This is a genomic window from Nocardia sp. NPDC052112 (assembly GCF_040680135.1).
GTDB lineage: Bacteria > Actinomycetota > Actinomycetes > Mycobacteriales > Mycobacteriaceae > Nocardia.
Genome location: NZ_JBFAWD010000021.1, coordinates 31,444 through 47,072, shown reverse-complemented (window position 1 = coordinate 47,072; position 15,629 = coordinate 31,444). Strand labels below are relative to the sequence as shown.

The 15,629-nt window shown below is 66.0% G+C and carries 11 protein-coding genes; 3 read left to right on the top strand and 8 right to left on the bottom strand.

The genetic code is table 11. The annotated features are described in order from the left end of the window. Positions 1-24: 24 nt before the first annotated feature. The 3 genes from AB0L58_RS32295 to AB0L58_RS32285 are packed head-to-tail and all read right to left on the bottom strand — an operon-like array spanning position 25 to position 5,503. A complete protein-coding gene (locus AB0L58_RS32295; RefSeq protein WP_364392689.1) occupies positions 25-765 on the bottom strand; it encodes a cyclase family protein in 741 nt (246 codons plus the stop codon). Continuing rightward, complete coding sequence (locus AB0L58_RS32290; protein WP_364392687.1) at positions 762-3,011, bottom strand: serine/threonine-protein kinase; 2,250 nt, start codon at positions 3,009-3,011, stop codon at positions 762-764. Before AB0L58_RS32290 ends, AB0L58_RS32295 begins: the two co-directional genes overlap by 4 nt. Further along, positions 3,008-5,503: a serine/threonine-protein kinase gene (locus AB0L58_RS32285; protein ID WP_364392888.1), complete on the bottom strand. Its 2,496-nt coding sequence runs from the start codon at positions 5,501-5,503 to the stop codon at positions 3,008-3,010. Before AB0L58_RS32285 ends, AB0L58_RS32290 begins: the two co-directional genes overlap by 4 nt. A 632-nt stretch (positions 5,504-6,135) precedes the next feature. On the opposite strand from AB0L58_RS32285, the gene AB0L58_RS32280 reads away from it, so the two are divergent. Next, the gene (locus AB0L58_RS32280) at positions 6,136-7,494 is read left to right on the top strand and encodes an amidase family protein (RefSeq protein ID WP_364392885.1); all 1,359 of its coding nucleotides are present in this window, start codon (positions 6,136-6,138) and stop codon (positions 7,492-7,494) included. A 527-nt stretch (positions 7,495-8,021) separates the two neighbouring features. Here the strand turns inward: AB0L58_RS32280 and AB0L58_RS32275 are convergent. The 3 genes from AB0L58_RS32275 to AB0L58_RS32265 form a co-directional block, all read right to left on the bottom strand. Further along, a complete protein-coding gene (locus AB0L58_RS32275; RefSeq protein ID WP_364392685.1) occupies positions 8,022-8,909 on the bottom strand; it encodes a LysR substrate-binding domain-containing protein in 888 nt (295 codons plus the stop codon). 438 nt (positions 8,910-9,347) lie between these two features. Further along, positions 9,348-10,181 (bottom strand): SDR family oxidoreductase, encoded by an 834-nt coding sequence (locus tag AB0L58_RS32270; RefSeq protein ID WP_364392683.1) that lies wholly within the window; start codon positions 10,179-10,181, stop codon positions 9,348-9,350. Further along, positions 10,178-11,701, bottom strand: coding sequence for an aldehyde dehydrogenase family protein (locus tag AB0L58_RS32265; protein WP_364392882.1), 1,524 nt, complete (start codon positions 11,699-11,701; stop codon positions 10,178-10,180). Before AB0L58_RS32265 ends, AB0L58_RS32270 begins: the two co-directional genes overlap by 4 nt. A 319-nt stretch (positions 11,702-12,020) precedes the next feature. On the opposite strand from AB0L58_RS32265, the gene AB0L58_RS32260 reads away from it, so the two are divergent. Then, positions 12,021-13,337 carry a helix-turn-helix domain-containing protein gene (locus AB0L58_RS32260; RefSeq protein WP_364392681.1) on the top strand — a complete coding sequence of 439 codons (1,317 nt, stop codon included), beginning with the start codon at positions 12,021-12,023 and terminating at the stop codon, positions 13,335-13,337. An 11-nt stretch (positions 13,338-13,348) separates the two neighbouring features. Here the strand turns inward: AB0L58_RS32260 and AB0L58_RS32255 are convergent, their stop codons facing one another. Next, on the bottom strand, positions 13,349-13,609 hold the full coding sequence (locus AB0L58_RS32255; protein ID WP_364392679.1) for a DUF2277 domain-containing protein: 261 nt from the start codon (positions 13,607-13,609) through the stop codon (positions 13,349-13,351). Positions 13,610-13,787: 178 nt separating this feature from the next. Between AB0L58_RS32255 and AB0L58_RS32250 the strand changes: the two genes are divergently transcribed. Beyond that, positions 13,788-14,621, top strand: coding sequence for a DUF1266 domain-containing protein (locus AB0L58_RS32250; protein ID WP_364392677.1), 834 nt, complete (start codon positions 13,788-13,790; stop codon positions 14,619-14,621). On the opposite strand, the gene AB0L58_RS32245 is transcribed toward AB0L58_RS32250, so the two are convergent. After that, positions 14,601-15,548 carry a hypothetical protein gene (locus tag AB0L58_RS32245; protein ID WP_364392675.1) on the bottom strand — a complete coding sequence of 316 codons (948 nt, stop codon included), beginning with the start codon at positions 15,546-15,548 and terminating at the stop codon, positions 14,601-14,603. The genes AB0L58_RS32250 and AB0L58_RS32245 overlap by 21 nt on opposite strands. Positions 15,549-15,629: the final 81 nt, after the last annotated feature.

Genomic DNA, 15,629 nt, shown 5'->3' with positions numbered 1-15,629 from the left:
GCATGAGCGAACGCGGTGAAACGGCTATGCCGGAGCCGCGCCCTGGCGAGGCAGCGGCGTCAGCGCGAATATCGTTGCGGGCGAACCGGATCCGCCGCTGTACAGCGCACCGCCGACCAATACCCAGGCGCCGGTGGCGGGCAGTTCGGCGAGATTGGCCAAACATTCCAAGCTGATCCGATGTTCGCGATACAGCAGCTTCGACACCGTATAGGTGTCGTCGGTCCCCAGATCTGGTCCGAACGTATCGATCCCGAGCGCCCCACGCCGCCCCAGCCGCCCGGTCCGCAATAACCATTCGACCGTCTCGACCGCGAATCCCGGTTGATGATCGGCACCTTCGCCGATTCCGATGAATTCCGGCGTCCCCCACTTCTCGTCCCACCCGGTCCAGGCCACCACCGCCGACCCATCGGGTATCCGCCCGTGCCGACTTTCCCACTCCCGCAGATCACCGATGTCGATCGCGTAATCCCGATCGCGCGCACACTGCTCCCGCACGTCGATTTTCACCGCGGGCAGCAGCAGATCGTCGAGATCCAATTCGTCCGCGGCCAGTCCGTCGGCATGGAAGTGGATCGGGGCGCCCCAATGGGTTCCGGTGTGCTCGCCCTGCTGGATATAGCGCAGGTAATAACCGTCGTTCGCGACGGTCGCGACAATATCGGTCCGGAATTCGGGATCACCGGGAAATAGCGGAGCCGTCGCCGGATCGTGGAGGTGGGAAAGGCTGACCAGCCGTCCGAACGGCCGCGGGCCGGTCATCGCTTCCGTTGTGGAATCGCGCGTGCCAAGGCCAGCAGATCGGCCTCCAGCATCCGGAACAAACGATAGGTGAGCACGAATGCCAGGATGCCCCCCACGCTGAGCACCCGGACCGAAACGATCACCAAATCCAGATCGGCGGCCTCGACAAAGGTCGCGCTGGCCACACCGAGCAGCGGAACGGATGCGGCGACGCCCAGATAGAAGTTCCCGCGTTTCGCGAGTTTGCGCAGTTGCTCCTCGTCCTCGGCACCGATACCGCCGCGCACGAGCAGCTGTGGATAAATCGAACGCACCGCGTAAACCATGATCGGGAAGAACGGATACGCGAGCGCGATCGCGGCGCACACCACCTGTGCGGCGAAGAAATGCAGAAAGGTTGCGCGCGGTAATTCGACGCCGAAGAGGACCGGCGCCAATGGCCAGACGAACCCTGCGACCAGCCAGAAGCCGAACGGCACCCAAACCGCCCAATCACCCATCTGTAGCGTGTCGCGTCGCGCCGCGGCCAGGGTGCGTGGGGAGTATTCGTGACCGCGGGCCAGGCGGAATCCGATGGTCAGCGGGCGGCGGGTGAGGAATAGCAGCAGCAGTCCGGCGAGCGGGAAGGCGATGAGATTGGTGATCAGGCCGCCCGTGGCGAACCGTTCCTGATCGGTCGGCGTCATCCGATCGATGATCAGTGAGTTGTTCAGGTTGATGTTGTAGATACTGGCGAGGACATTCGGCACGCCGACACACAGCGTGAGGATCGGCACCAGCCAGCCACGCGCCCGATTCGCCAGGCTGTTCGGTGCGGGATCGACCAGTTCCCTGGCGCGTTCGTCGAGGCACAGATCCAGTTGGGCGGCGAGTTCGGCGCCATTGCGCCAGCGCCGTTGTGGATCCGCCCGCAGACATTCCAGCAGCACCCGCCGCAGCGCGTTCGGGGTGTCGGCGGGCAGCCGCTGCAGTGCCGCCGCGCTGACGCCGCGCTCGCGCAGCGCCAGCATGGTCGCGATGGTTTCGGCGCGGGCGTCCGGATCGGCGGGCATCGGCGGATCGTCGAACGGCACCGCGCCGGTCAGCATTTCCCACAGCAGTGCGCCGAGGGAGTAGATATCGCTGCGCGGGCCAGGTGGCGCGGCGGCCGGATAGAGGAGTTCGGCGAGTTGTTCGGGCGAGCGGTACGGCAGCGCATCCGGTGCCACGGCCAGCGGATTCGCCGCCGTACGAGGTGCGGCCGCACGGACCGCGAAGTCGGCGAACTTGGGAATGCCCTCCGCGGTGAACAGCACATTCGCCGGTTTGATATCGCGATGCAGTACGCCCTGCTGTTCGGCGTAATTGAGCGCGTCGGCCAGCCGCCTGCCGATCCAGGCCACCGTCTCCGGCCAGCTGAGTGCGGCGATTTCGGCGCGCACACTCGAATCCGACGGCCGGATCTCGCCCCTGGCCTCCATGGCGCCATCGACGGCACGCAACAGCAGGGCGCCGCCTGCGGATTCCGGACCGCGCCGCCGCTCGGCGAGCACCCCGGCCGCCGTGCCGCCGGGCAGGTACTGCATGTAGACCAGCCGGGTCGATGCGGGGGCCTCCGGTGCGGTGGACGGTGCGGCGGTGATCAGACGCTGATCGAAAACGCGCACCAGATGTGGATGGTCCAACTGCGCCATGCTGTGCCCGCCGGCCACTCGACCCGTCGAAAGCCGCACGGCGACAAGGCGTTGCATAGAGCGCTGCCTGGCGAGAAAGACCCGGCCGAGCGTGCCGGTGCCGAGATCGGTGAGCAGATCGAAGTCATCGATTCGACGGCCCGGTGCCAGGCCGGCGACCAGCGCGGCGGCGCGTTCGGTATCGGCGGCGGTATCGTCTTCGTCGGCGTAGACGGTCAGCCGCGCACGAATATCCTGCGCCAGTTCCGGATATTCGGCGAGGAAATCCGCCAGTTCCAGCGGGCCGTACCGGCGTCGGGCCAGGAACTCCTCACAGAGCAGATCGACCAGTTCCACACTGCGCTCGACCTCGGGAAATTCCTTGCGGTACTCGGCGATGCGCTTGCCGAGCCCCTCCCGGTCCCAGCGGTGGCGCAGATCGATGCGGACCAGATCGGTGAGCACCGCCAAGCGCACCTGGGTGCCGTCGGGGATGTACTCCGCGATCGGGGGCGGATCGTTGCGATCGCCACGCAGGCAGCGCTGCCAAGCTTCGGTGAATCTCGTTATGGGGTCGGTCTCGCCTCGGTCCGCGAAATCGGCGGTTGTCACGATCGCGGCTCCGGTACGGCGCGTTCGCCGTGCTGCTGCTCCGACGAAACCCGTTCGCGGTCAAAGGAATCCACTGGCGCCACCACCCGCTCCAGTGCGCGCAGATCAGCTTCCAGTGCCCGGAAGAGCAGGTAGGAGCCGATGAACGCGATGATGCCGCCGACGCAGAGCACGCGCACCGCGCCGATCACCCTCGGAATATCCTCGGGCGGCAGGAACGTCACCCCGGCCACCGCGAGCAGCGGCACCGAAGCCGCGATCGCCAGATATCCGTTGGCGCGGCGGTCCAGACCGCGCAACCAGACCGCGTCCTCGGTGCTGATCTCGCCGTGCCGCAGGAAGATCGGATAGATGCAGCGGACCATGTAGAAGCACACCAGGAAGAACGGATACGCCACCGCGATCGCACCGCACACCACGATCGAGGTGAGGAAATGCACCACCGCGCGTGCCGGTACATCCCCGGCCGCCAGTTGCAGCGCGATCGGGAAGGTGAAGCCGGCGAGCACCCACAGCGAGAAGACCACCATGACCGCTCGATCTCCGAACAGCAGGGAATCCGCCCTGGCCAGCCGCAACGTCGCCGCGTCGTAGCGGCGGTGGCGGCGCAGCCCGTGCGGCACAATGAGCATTCTTCGGGACATGTAGAGGATCAATATCGCGCCGAGTGGGAAGAAGATTCCGTTCACCACGGTGGTGATGATCACGAAGGTGCGGCCGGCATCCTCGGGTAACCGGTCCACGATCAGATGCTGGTTGTGCTGGATGTTGTACGCCGAGGCGAGGATATTCGGGATGCCGATGGCCAGCGAGATGATTACCAGTCGCCACCAGCGCAGCCGCAGCCGCCAACTGCCGGGCGGCGGATCGACCAGATCCCGGGCCCTGGCGTCCAAGCACACGTCGAACTGCTTGGCAAGCACCGCGCCATTGGCCCAGCGCCGCGTCCGATCCGCTTCCAGGCAGGTCAGCAGGACTCGCTGCAGCGCTGCCGGACAGTTCGCCGGAACTCGTTGCAGCGTAACGTCATCGACCCCTGCGGTACGGCGTTCCAGCATGCCCTCCAGCGCGGTATCGTCGCCGTGGTCGGTCGCGCTCGCGGTGGAATCGTCGAACGGTTTCGCACCGGTGAGCAGTTCCCACAGCACCACACCGAGCGAGTAGATATCCGAACGGGTGTCCAGATCCTCGGCCGAGCGATCGCGGCCGGGATGGCAGGCCTCCAGCTGTTCGGGCGACATATACGCCAGCGACCCGCCGAAATAGGCCACCGGGCTGGTGCCCGCCACATTGCGGCTGAAGCTGATATTGAAATCGGCCAGTTTCGGCACCGCCTCGGCGGTGAGCAGGATATTGGCCGGTTTCACATCGCGGTGCAGCACGCCGTGCGCGGAGGCGTATTCCAGCGCTTCGGCCAATCTGCGGCCCAGCCAGGCCACCGTCTCCGGCCAGCTCAGTCCGGCGATCTCGGCGCGCACGCTGGAATCGGTCGGGCGGATTTCGCCCTTCTCCTCCATGGCCGCATCGACCGCGTCGAGCAGCAGTTGTCCGCTGCGTTCGGCGGGCGGGGTCGCGCGCACCCAGCGCAGCGCCCCGAGCAGGGTGCCGCCGGGCAGGAACTGCATGTACAGCAGCCGGAGGCGGCGCATGGCCGGATCGCGGGCTTCATCCGAGCCGAGCAGCCGCTGATCGAAGACGCGCACGATGTAGTCGTGGTCGAGTTGGGCCAGGGTCTGCGGTTCGGTGCCGTGGTCGGCGGAGATTTTCACCGCGACCAATCGCTGCAGTGATCGCTGTCTGGCCAGGAATACTCGGGCGAAGGCACCGCTGCCGAGGCCGGTGAGCAGGTCGAAATCGTCGATGGACTGGCCGATCTCGATGCGGTCGAGCGCAGTGAATTGCCCCGGACCGGTTCCGATCGTGGTCGGAATGACGGTCGCCGTCTCTACCGGATCGGCGGTGGCTCGAGTCACATCAGTAATACGAACGAAACCCTGGGTTCGGTTCAGCCCGACGGTTTGATCGGACTGCACGGTTCGGCTCAGTTCGGCCGCCGCCCGCGTATTGGCGAACTCGGTCAGCACCGAATCCTCGAGCGAAGCCCGGCGGGTGCTCTGGTCGACATCGTCGGCATTGAGCAGCGCGCGCAATTCCGCCGCTTGTTCCGGATATTCCTGCAGACAATCCTTCGGATCGACACGTTCACCGCTGTGTCTGCGGATGACGAACTCTTCGTACACCAAACCGGCCGGAATGCTGCCCGGTTCGAGTTCCGGAAACTCGGCGCAGTAGTCGAATAGCCGCTTACGCGGCGTCGGCGCCTCGGCCCGCCGGACCCACCGATGTCGCAGGTCGACGCGGATCAATTCGATCAGGGCCGCCCGGCGCAGGGATTCGGCATCTGGAAGAAAGTCGGCGATATCCGGTGGTCGACGCGCCGATTCCCATGCGGTCGAGAAGGCCCCGACCACATCGTTCTCGTTGTGCGACATCGGTCCGCCCCAGTCTCTGGTCGGATCGGCCTGGATACCTGATCGGTGCGTATTTTCCGGATCAGCACTCATTTTCGGACCTACCTGCTGAGCGGATCTCGAGTATCCGCAGTGGCCGTTCGGTGGATGTGCCCGTGAATTTCCGCCACACCCGACGACATCGTCCCCCGAGCAGTAATCGAAATGATAACTTGCGCCACAACAGTGGATCACCCGAATTCGACAACCATGCGATGGGGGAGAACCAGCACATGAACAACACAGCGGCGCGAGCGACGGGCGCTGAGGCGGTAGCGGAGCGTGACCACGAGGCGCCTCGGGAGCGTCGCAATTCAGGGACTGCGGCGCGAGCGACGGGCGCTGAGGCGGTAGCGGAGCGTGACCACGAGGCGTCCCGGGAGCGTCGCAATTCAGGGACTGCGGCGCGTGCGACGGCCGCCGAAGTGGCGGAGCGCGACCGCGGAACAGCGCGGGAACAGCGCCGTAAATCGAATACCGTGGGTGACGTCGCGACGACAGACCCGACGGCGACGGATTCGACTGCTCCGGAGGTAGCAGCCCCGGAGGGGCAGACCGCCCGTGAGGTCGCGGTGGGCGAGACCGACACCGTACATGCTTCGATGGATTCCAGCATGCCACGCGAATCCGGCCTGTCACGCGGCCCGGCGGTGGCAATCGCGGCGAGTGTGCGCGATGGCTCGCTGACGCCCACCGAAACCGTCGATGCCGCCTTGGATCTGATCGCCGCCGAGAATCGAAACACGAATGCGTTCACTGTCGTTCGCTCCGCCAAGGCGCGGGCCGAGGCGCTCGCGCTCGAACAGCGTACCGATCTGGACGTGCTGCCATTGGCGGGCGTCCCCATCGCGATCGAACACAACATTGCGGTCGAAGGTGAGTCGACACTGGTCGGTTCCGCGGCCACCGATACCCGTCCGGCCGCCGCCGACCATCCGGTGGTGCGCCGACTGCGGGCCGCTGGTGCCGTGGTGGTAGGGCTGACCGCGGTATCGGAGTTGGGGCTGTGGGCAACCACTGAGAGTGAGGGCCGCATCAGCCGCAACCCGTGGAATTCTGCGCGCAGCACCGGCGGATCGTCGGGCGGATCGGCCGCCGCGGTCGCGGCCGGGCTGGTACCGGTGGCACAGGCCAATGACGGGCTCGGTTCGGTGCGCATACCCGCGGCCTGCTGTGGGGTGTTCGGGATCAAGCCAGGGCGGCATATCGTGCCCATCGAGGTCGGCGCCGATTCCTGGTCGGGAATGGTTGAAAACGGTGTACTTGCAACGACGGTCGCTGATGCGGCGCTCACGCTATCGGTGCTGGCCGCACGCCCGGACCTAGCCGATCTGGATCCGCCGGGCCGACTACGCATCGGGCTGGCCGTCGAGCCGCCCGCACGGTTGTTCCGGGTCGATCGACACTGGGCCGCGGCGGCTCGCACCGCCACCTCGGCCGCCCTCGCGGCCGGGCACCTGGTGGAACCCACGACCCTGCCCTACGGCGAATCGATCATCTCGGTGGGCCTGCGCTGGCTGGCATTCTGCGCCCGGGAGGCCGCGACGCTGGCCCGACCCGAACTTTTACAGCCGCGCACTCGCCGACACCTCGCACTCGGCCGGTTGGTCCAGCGCCTGCGGCTGTTCCGCCCGGCTCAAGTTGACCGGGTGGAGGCGCGACTGCTGGAATTCGTCGAGCGCTACGACGTAGTGATCACCCCGACGCTAGCCGCGCCACCGCCGCGGGCCAGAGCCTGGCACAGGCTGGGTTGGCTCGCGAATGTTGTTGTCAGTGTGCGGTATTCACCGTTCACGCCGTTGTGGAATATGGTCGGCTGGCCCGCCGCATCGATCCCGATGGGCATGCACCCGGGATCCGGAACACCGGTCGCCGCCCAACTCGCCGGCCCGCCCGGTAGTGAATCGACCCTGTTGCGCCTCGCGGCGCAACTGGAAGCCAGCCATCCCTGGCAGCGAACCATTCGGACCTAACGCCACGGAGTGTCCTACGGACCACCGCGAAGCGAGTCTTACGAGCGACGTTCGGCCCGTCTCGCGTCCGCGCCGCAGGCGCGACCATCGAACACAGCCGAGCCGTCGAAACGCACGCGATGAAGTCGCGAGTCTCGACACGCGCGCATCAGGTGCCGAACGCTCCGCCATCACCGACCACGACGGAGCGAGTCTTAGGGGTGACCCGTTCGCGGCCCGTCTCGTGTCCGAGTCGTCGAAGCGCATACGGCAGGCACCGGACTCACCCGTCCGACACGAATACACCGGGTGCCGAACGCTCCGCCATCACCGACCACGACGGAGCGAGTCTTAGGGATGACCCGTTCGGGCCCGTCTGGCGTCCGAACCGTCGAAGCGCATGTGCGGCGGGCACGGGATTCGCCAATTCGGCGTGTGTACCTCATGTGCCGGACGCCCGGCAGTGACCACCGCGAAGCGAGTCTTGCGAGCGACCGTTTGCGGCCTGAGACAGCAGGGGGCCGCGAACGGTCGCGCCGCAGGCGCGGCTAAGCGGACAGAGCCTGATGCTGCACTGCGAAACCGCCCTCTACCGCGCGCGCGGCGAATTCGAGGATGGTGGGTCGGTTGTCGTCGGCGCGCCAGGCCACGGCCAGCTCGCACGGGGCGAGGCCGGCGAGCGGGCGGGCGGTCAGACCGGGCCAGCGGTACATCGGCACATTGTTCTCGGCCAGCAGGCAGACGCCGAGGCCAAGGCTCACGGCCTCCAGCTTGTCCTCCGGGGTCGCCGCCTCGGCGCCGATCTTGGGCTGACGGCCGTTGCGGGCATCGTTGCCGAGCCAGAAGTCGCGCACCGCACCGGCCTCGGTGGGCAATGCGATGAACGGCTCGTCCAGCAGATCGGCGAAGTCGATGGTCTCGTTCTCGGCCAGCGGGTGGTTCTCCGGCAGCAGCACCCAGCGCGGTTCGGTGCGCAGCACCTGCCAGCGGTACCGGTTCGGATCGGGTAGCGGCAGCCAGACCAGGGCGAGGTCGGCCTGCCGACCGGCCAGACCGCTGGACGGGTCGGTCCAGGAGGCGGCGTGTAGCGCGAGGCGGTGCCCGCTCGCGCTCTCCAGATCGTTGAGCAGCCCGCGGCCGAGTGCGGACTGGATGCCGACGCGCAGCACTTCACCCGCCTCCTGCAGGGAGACGTTGGTGACCTCCCACAGCTCCAGGATCTTGCGGGCGCCTTCGAGCAACTCCTTACCCGCGACGGTCAGCGCGACACTGCGCTGGTTGCGGTCGAACAGGACCACGTCGAGCTGGCGTTCCAACTGACGAATCTGACGCGACAGGGTGGGTTGAGCGATGTGCAGCCGCTGAGCGGCGTTGGTGAAGTGCAGTTCCTCAGCGACGGCGACGAAATACCGCAGGTCGCGCAAATGCGGGTCCATAGCCCCTTGCTATCAGAATCGGTCCTGAATTTCCAGCCTATTAAGGCCAGAAAGTCTGGATATGGCAGCCGAAACAGTCGGCAGGTTTGTTAGAGACAGCATATGGCTTGTCATGGTCATTTGCATCATCGACTCCGCGAATCTCCGGCACTCGCGACCTGCGCTGCCGTTGGCGAGTTAACTGGGCGTATGACCAGCAATGATGTGCCGCAGGGCGGGTTCGGGGGGCGTATCGAAGGGGTGCTGAAGTGTGGCCGGTCACAGTCGAGAAACCGGCCCGCAACGGGAGCGGTGCTTTTACGGGGGTATCGAGTGATGTTGGTCACAATTGTGTTTGCCGTCTCGTTCGGACTACGCGGAGACCGCCGCCGCGCGGGTGCCCGAACGTGCGCAGGCGCCGTGGTCGATGACACGACCACCGCGCCTGCTTCGCCTCGCTCAGAGGCTGCGTGCCCGATCCTCGTAGGCCTGGCGCTTGGCCACATCCACATCGTCGAGGAACGCATTGCTCGAACCCAGCGCCCTCGCCAGCCCATCGGCCACCGGCTCGGGCAGCAGATTCACCAGCTGCGAGAGGAATCCGGCCACCGCGGTGACTCGGACCTTGGACTTCGGCTCGGCGATCAGCGCGACGATCGCATCGGCGATCTCCGCCGGTTCGGCGGGACGCAGCAGCCTCGGGCCGCTCACACCGGAGCCGAGTTCGGTATTGGTCAGCGTCGGCAGCACCGAGGAGAACGCGACACCCGAACCCCGATACTCCTCGCGCAGGGTGTCGGTGAAGCCGAGCACCGCATGCTTGCTGGCGTTATAGGTCGCCAGGCCCGGAATATGCGTCTCGCCCGCGAGCGAGGCGATATTGATGATGTGCCCGCGCTTGCGCGGCAACATGCGTGCCAGGCCCAGCTTGGAGCCCAGTATCACGCCGTAGATGTTGATATCGAGAATCCGCCGGGTGATCTGGTCCGGCTCATCGGCGAATCTGCCGGTCGGCATGATGCCCGCATTGTTGATCAGCACATCGATCGGGCCGACGGTGCGCTCGACCTCGTCGAGAAAGCTCTCGAACGAATCCGGATCGGTGACATCGAGCCGCCCGTACAGCTCGAAATCGCGGGCCGTGCCGGACTCCTTGACCGTGGTCTCGTCGATATCGCCGATCGCGATCCTGGCGCCGAGCGCCTGCAGTGCGATCGCCGCGGCCAGTCCGATACCGCGCGCGCCACCGGTGACGACGACGACCTTGTCGCGAATCTTCGCCGCGTCTGTCACTTGTTGTCTCCCTTGAGTTTCAGAATTGCCGCAATGTCGATGCGCCGCAGTCCGCGGGCACCTGCGGCACGCATCGCACCGAGCCCGAACAGCACCTTCGGCATCTGGTACGGGAACCAGAGCAGTTCTTTCTGCTGGGTCGGCAGGATCGGCGTGGTTATCGCCTTCTGCCTGCAGTACTTGCGAACTCCGTGCGCACCGCCCCAGCGCGCACCGACACCGGACTGCCCCCAGCCACCCATCGGCAGTGCGAAACTGAACAGGTTGACGAAGACATCATTGATATTCACCGCGCCCGCATCCAGGGCACGGGCCACGCGCTCGCCGCGCTCCTTGTCGCCGGTCCATACCGAGGCCGACAGACCATAGATCGAATCATTGGCCAGTCGAACGGCTTCCGCCTCGTCGGCGACCTTGATCACCGGGAGGGTCGGACCGAAGGTCTCCTCGGTAATGCAGGACATCGTGTGGTCGACATCGATGAGCACGGTCGGTTCGAACAGGGTGCCGACACCGGCGCGCTTGCCGCCGGTGGTCACCTTGGCGCCCGCCGCGACGGCCTCGTCGACATGCCGTTGCACGATCTGGACCTGGTTCTCATTGGCCAGCGCGCCCACGTCGTATTTGGATTCGCGGCCATCGAGGCCCTGGCGCAGATTCTCGACCGCATCGGTGAGCTTGGCGACGAATTCGTCGTAGACCGGAGCCTCGACATATACCCGCTCCACCGAAATGCAGACCTGGCCCGCGTTGAACATGCCGCCGAAGGCGATGCCGTGCGCGGCCCGATCCAGATCCGCGTCGGCCAGCACGATCGCCGGATCCTTACCGCCCAATTCCAGGCTGTAGGGAATCATCCGCTCGACACAGGCGGCGGCGATCTTGCGCCCGGTCGCGGTCGAACCGGTGAACTGGATGTAGTCGGCATTCTCGACTACGGCGGCACCGGTCGCACCCGCACCGGTGACCACCGCGAAGACCGGCGGCGCACCGATTTCGGCCCAGCCCCGTGCCAATTCGACCGCGGAGAGCGGAGTCACCTCCGACGGCTTGAGGATCACCGCTGCCCCGGCGGCCAGCGCCGGGATCACATCGATGACCGGCATGGCCAGCGGAAAGTTCCACGGCGTGATCACGCCGACGACCGGATACGGCTTGTACACCGTAGTCAACTTCTTGACCCTGGCCAGCGGGCTGTGCGGCGACGGATGGTCGTCGGCAAGGAATTTGGCGGCCCGGCGTGCGTAGTAGCCGATCAGGTCGGTGGAGAAGGCCGGATCGATCAGTGCGTCCACCCGTGGTTTGCCCGCCTCGGCCTGCAGCACATCGGCCAGCTGCTCGGTGTTGTCGATGATCCAGTCCTGCAGTTTCAGCAGCCACTCCTTGCGCCCGTCGGGGCCGATGGCCTCCCATTCCGGCTGGTACAGGCGCAGTTCACGGATCTTGGCCGCGACCGCGTCGGCGCTCTCGTTCGGTACGGTGCCGACCACCGCACCGGTGCCCGGATTGCGCACCTCGATGACGGCGGGAGCTGTGTCCGATCGGCCGCGTTCGCGTGGTCCTCCGGGGCTACGCTCCGCTACCGCCTCCGGGCCCGTCGCTTGTGCAGCGGCTTTCTTCGGCGCCGTCTTGCGTGCCGTTGTCTTGTTGGCCGCGCCGGGCACCGATTCGGTGTTGGTCACTGCTGTTCTCCCACTGACGTTGTGCTGAACCGCTGGTGCCGATTCTGTGAATCAGCTCACTGGTCTATGATCGTGACACAAGATTGCACGACTTTCTTGGGTCGATTTGTCAATGGACTCGGCCATATTTGTACTCAGAGAACAATCCGGAGGAATTATGGCCGCCGCCTCGGCAGGTCGGTTCGCCGCCGCGAAACCCTTGCGGACCGATTCCGATCCGAACGTCGAGGTTGTGCGCGACTGGCTGGCCGAATATGTCTACGAGACGATGCGGACCCAGACGCTGGAGCAGATCGTCGACCGTCTCGACAATGCGATCATCGCGCGCATTCCGGAACTGGCCGACCGCGATATCCGCCGTGATCTCGCGGCCAGCACCAGGGCGCACGCCAGGGTCATGCTGAGCGGACTCACCAGTGACACCTTCGATTTCACGCTGCCGGAAGAGGTGCACGCCTTCGCGCGCACGATCGCCCGGCGCGGTTTCCACCTGCGCCTGCTGCTGCGGACCTATCACGTCGGGCAAGAAGCCGTCCTCGATTACATGACCGATGCCATCGATGAGCGGCGTCCGCCACAGGAAATCGAGCGGGCGGTCATGTTGCGGCTGTTCGAGCGATCGACCAGGTGGGTCGGCAATTCGGTGGAGGCGCTGACCGACACGTACATGGAAGAACGCGAGCGGATCCTGCGTGCCGACCTCAATCGCCGCACCGAGACCGTCCGCGCGCTGCTGACCGACGACGAATCGGACCTCGACCAGGCCTCGGTTCGGCTCGGATACCGTCTGGCACAACAACATTTGGCGTTCGTGTGCTGGGCCGACGAAACCTCGGGCGATGCCGAGACGAGCGGGCAGCTGGATCGGGTCGCGGCTCGGCTCGCCGGTGTGCTCGGCAGCAATCGGGTGCTGACCGTTCCGTCCGGGGCGAGCGGGATGTGGGCCTGGGTGGGGTTGGACGATGAGGCGCGTGCGGCGGAACTGGCCGAGCCCGCTCGACTGGTCGAGTTGGTGGCCGGGCAGGTCGATGCGCCGGTGCGGGTCGCGTTCGGGGTGCCCGCGCCGCAGGCCGCCGGGTTCCGGCAGAGCCATCACGAGGCGGTCGCGGCCAGACACGTCGCCGAGCGCGGTCCGGCGGATCGCGCGCGGGTCACCGCATATCGCGAGGTGGAGATCGCCTTTTTGGCGGGCGCCGACGACGCGGCCATGCGCGGTCTGATCGGACGCGAATTGCGCGCGCTCGCGGGCCGCGATGTCAATGCCACACGACTGCGCGAAACACTGCACGCATATCTGAAAAGCCACCGCAGCCCGGAGGCCACGGCGAAATTACTCGGTGTGCACAAAAACACGGTCCGCTACCGGATCCAGCGGATCGAGGAACTGCTCGGCCATCCGATCGAAGCGCGCAGCCTGCCGCTGGAGATCGCACTGGCCTGCGTCGCCACCTACGGCACGGACGCCCTACCTTGAAACGCTACGAACTACTCCGCCTCCGCGACCTCGCGATCATGGCGTAGCTGCGGTTCGGTGACCGGTGCGACCCGCACATCCGGTAGATCGGCGAGCAATTGCGTGGTCGCTGCCGCGATTGCGTTCACCGCCTTGTCCACGGCTGCCTTGGTTGTCGTGCTCAGGCCGGACACGCCACCGACCGTACGCACGTACTGCAGTGCGGCAGCATAGATTTCCTGCTCGGTAGGCGCAGGATCCAGGCCACGAAGGAGGGTGATGTTGCTACTCATGGGAGCACATTAGCGGTGTTTGATTTGCAGTGCTGCGCGCTACGCGAACGTGGCTCGTAAGAGTCACGCCATGGTGGCCAACAGTGCGCATGGGCCGATCGCGGCCCGGTAACCGACAACCGCGAATTCGATTCCGAATACACAGGTTCATCCAAGATCGATGGGGAACAATCGGGATATGCCTGCCCGCGGTGTACCCACCTTGACGACATTCCCCTACGACGAGCTCGACAAGCGGGAAGAAGACCATTGGTCCGGCGCGGCGGTATCGGATGACGAGCTGCGCGCGCTCGCACTCGGCGGCTTCTATTCGGCGCGCTGGGATGCCTTCCACGATGCGCTGCTGCTCGGCCCCGAGCGCGACCATCCGCTCGGTGACCGGCGCGAACTCGCCATCGACACGCTCACCGGAGCGTGGGGCATCACCGACGGCACCGAGGCGCAGGCCTCCATGGAGCAACTGCTCGAAGGGATGCACGCGCCGCTGTACGCGATGGTGCATCCGCTGGTGATGGCATCGATCAATGCCAGTGAACGCGACCGGTTCGGTGAGCGGGCCGATCGGCACCGGGCCTTTCTGCGCCAGGTCGGCTCGTTCCGGGGGATGGACAATCCGGAGGCGCTGGTCCGCGATTACGACATCTGGTCGCAGGCGATCAAAATCGGTTTCACCGATCATCTGGCCCGCCCGCTGCCGAGCGATATCCATGCCTGGGATCTGGCCAGGGTGGTCGCGGTGGCTCGAATGGCCTTCACCGCGGGCTATCTCGACGCCGAGCTGGCCTGGGACTATCTGATGCGGGCGCTGCCGCTGGCCCAGCGCAAATACCAGAATTGGCGCCAATTCGGCGATGCCTACCTGACCGGCTGGACTTACTGGCAGGCCTGTGAGGATCTGGCCGAACTCAAGAACGGCGGCGTGGATCGGCGCATGGAACTGCTGCGCCTGTGGTTGCGTCCGACCAGCCCGTGGCGGCGGATCACGCTGCAATCAGTTCCCGTCGGGGAGTGAACGCAGAATTCCGCGGCCGTAGCGCTGGAACTGTCCGTCATCGACCATGCCGAGGGAATGCCGCTCCACCAGCAACTCCCATTCGGAATAGAGCTGGGCGACACCTGGATCGGCCGGGCCTGCCGCGCCGTCGGCCGAATCGCGCCGGACGGCGAAATTCACCGCGCAGGCGACGCGCTCGGTATCGGCCCGATCGGTGCCGGTGAAATGCAACGTGACGTTTCCGTCGTGTACATCGATGCCGGTCTCACCGCGCACCGAGCCGATCTCACCCGGTGTCGTCATGGCGCCATCGGTGGTGCGGGCCCACATGACGACCGGAATGGGTAGCTCGTGCGCGTACCGTTCGCCGGGGCCGATGGAGATGAACAACAGCCGTCCGGTGGTCGCGGCCAGCAGGCCGGGGCCGCTGCCCGCGGGTGCCTGGGCCACGACGATGGCGGTCTCCAGCACGTATTCGTCGATGGTGACGTAGCGATGCAGAGCGGCTATCGCCGCCTTGGCTTCGCGTTTGGGTGCCATCCGCCGCACGGCTCGGTCGACATCGGCTCGGCTCGGGCCGGTCTTACCCCACTGCGGCGCAGGCGGCTGTAGATCGGGTGCGGCCACATCGATGCGCTGGCTGGCCAGGATCTGACCGTTGATGCGATCGACGATTTCGGCGGCCGCGGGGAAATCGTGTTCGGCTATCAGTACCGGCAACGGGGTGCGGTCGGCGGGCACGCCCGTGAGTACAGGCGTGGGATAACGCAGATATATCTCGATGACGACCGCATCGTCGGCACGGCGGTTCAGCCGAACTTTGAGCAGGTCGGTGACCGGCACGTCGAGTACGCGCTCGCCATCGCTGCCAGGGCGTAGAACGATCAGTCGTCCACGGCCGTGCCGCAGTATCGCTGTGGGTGTCCGTAGCTCAACTATGTCCATACCCCCTGCGCTCAAATGTGTCGTCGCTCACGATAGGCCGAACATGACATGATTGTGACCACTTGGCGTAACCCGACCGGA

What these genes read in the sequence shown, in the direction of transcription:
- AB0L58_RS32295 (WP_364392689.1), bottom strand. Translation starts at nt 765, where the DNA reads ATGACCGGCCCGCGGCCGTTCGGACGGCTGGTCAGCCTTTCCCACCTC.
- AB0L58_RS32275 (WP_364392685.1), bottom strand. Translation starts at nt 8,909, where the DNA reads ATGGACCCGCATTTGCGCGACCTGCGGTATTTCGTCGCCGTCGCTGAG.
- AB0L58_RS32245 (WP_364392675.1), bottom strand. Translation starts at nt 15,548, where the DNA reads ATGGACATAGTTGAGCTACGGACACCCACAGCGATACTGCGGCACGGC.
- AB0L58_RS32255 (WP_364392679.1), bottom strand. Translation starts at nt 13,609, where the DNA reads ATGAGTAGCAACATCACCCTCCTTCGTGGCCTGGATCCTGCGCCTACC.
- AB0L58_RS32285 (WP_364392888.1), bottom strand. Translation starts at nt 5,503, where the DNA reads ATGTCGCACAACGAGAACGATGTGGTCGGGGCCTTCTCGACCGCATGG.
- AB0L58_RS32260 (WP_364392681.1), top strand. Translation starts at nt 12,021, where the DNA reads ATGGCCGCCGCCTCGGCAGGTCGGTTCGCCGCCGCGAAACCCTTGCGG.
- AB0L58_RS32280 (WP_364392885.1), top strand. Translation starts at nt 6,136, where the DNA reads ATGCCACGCGAATCCGGCCTGTCACGCGGCCCGGCGGTGGCAATCGCG.
- AB0L58_RS32250 (WP_364392677.1), top strand. Translation starts at nt 13,788, where the DNA reads ATGCCTGCCCGCGGTGTACCCACCTTGACGACATTCCCCTACGACGAG.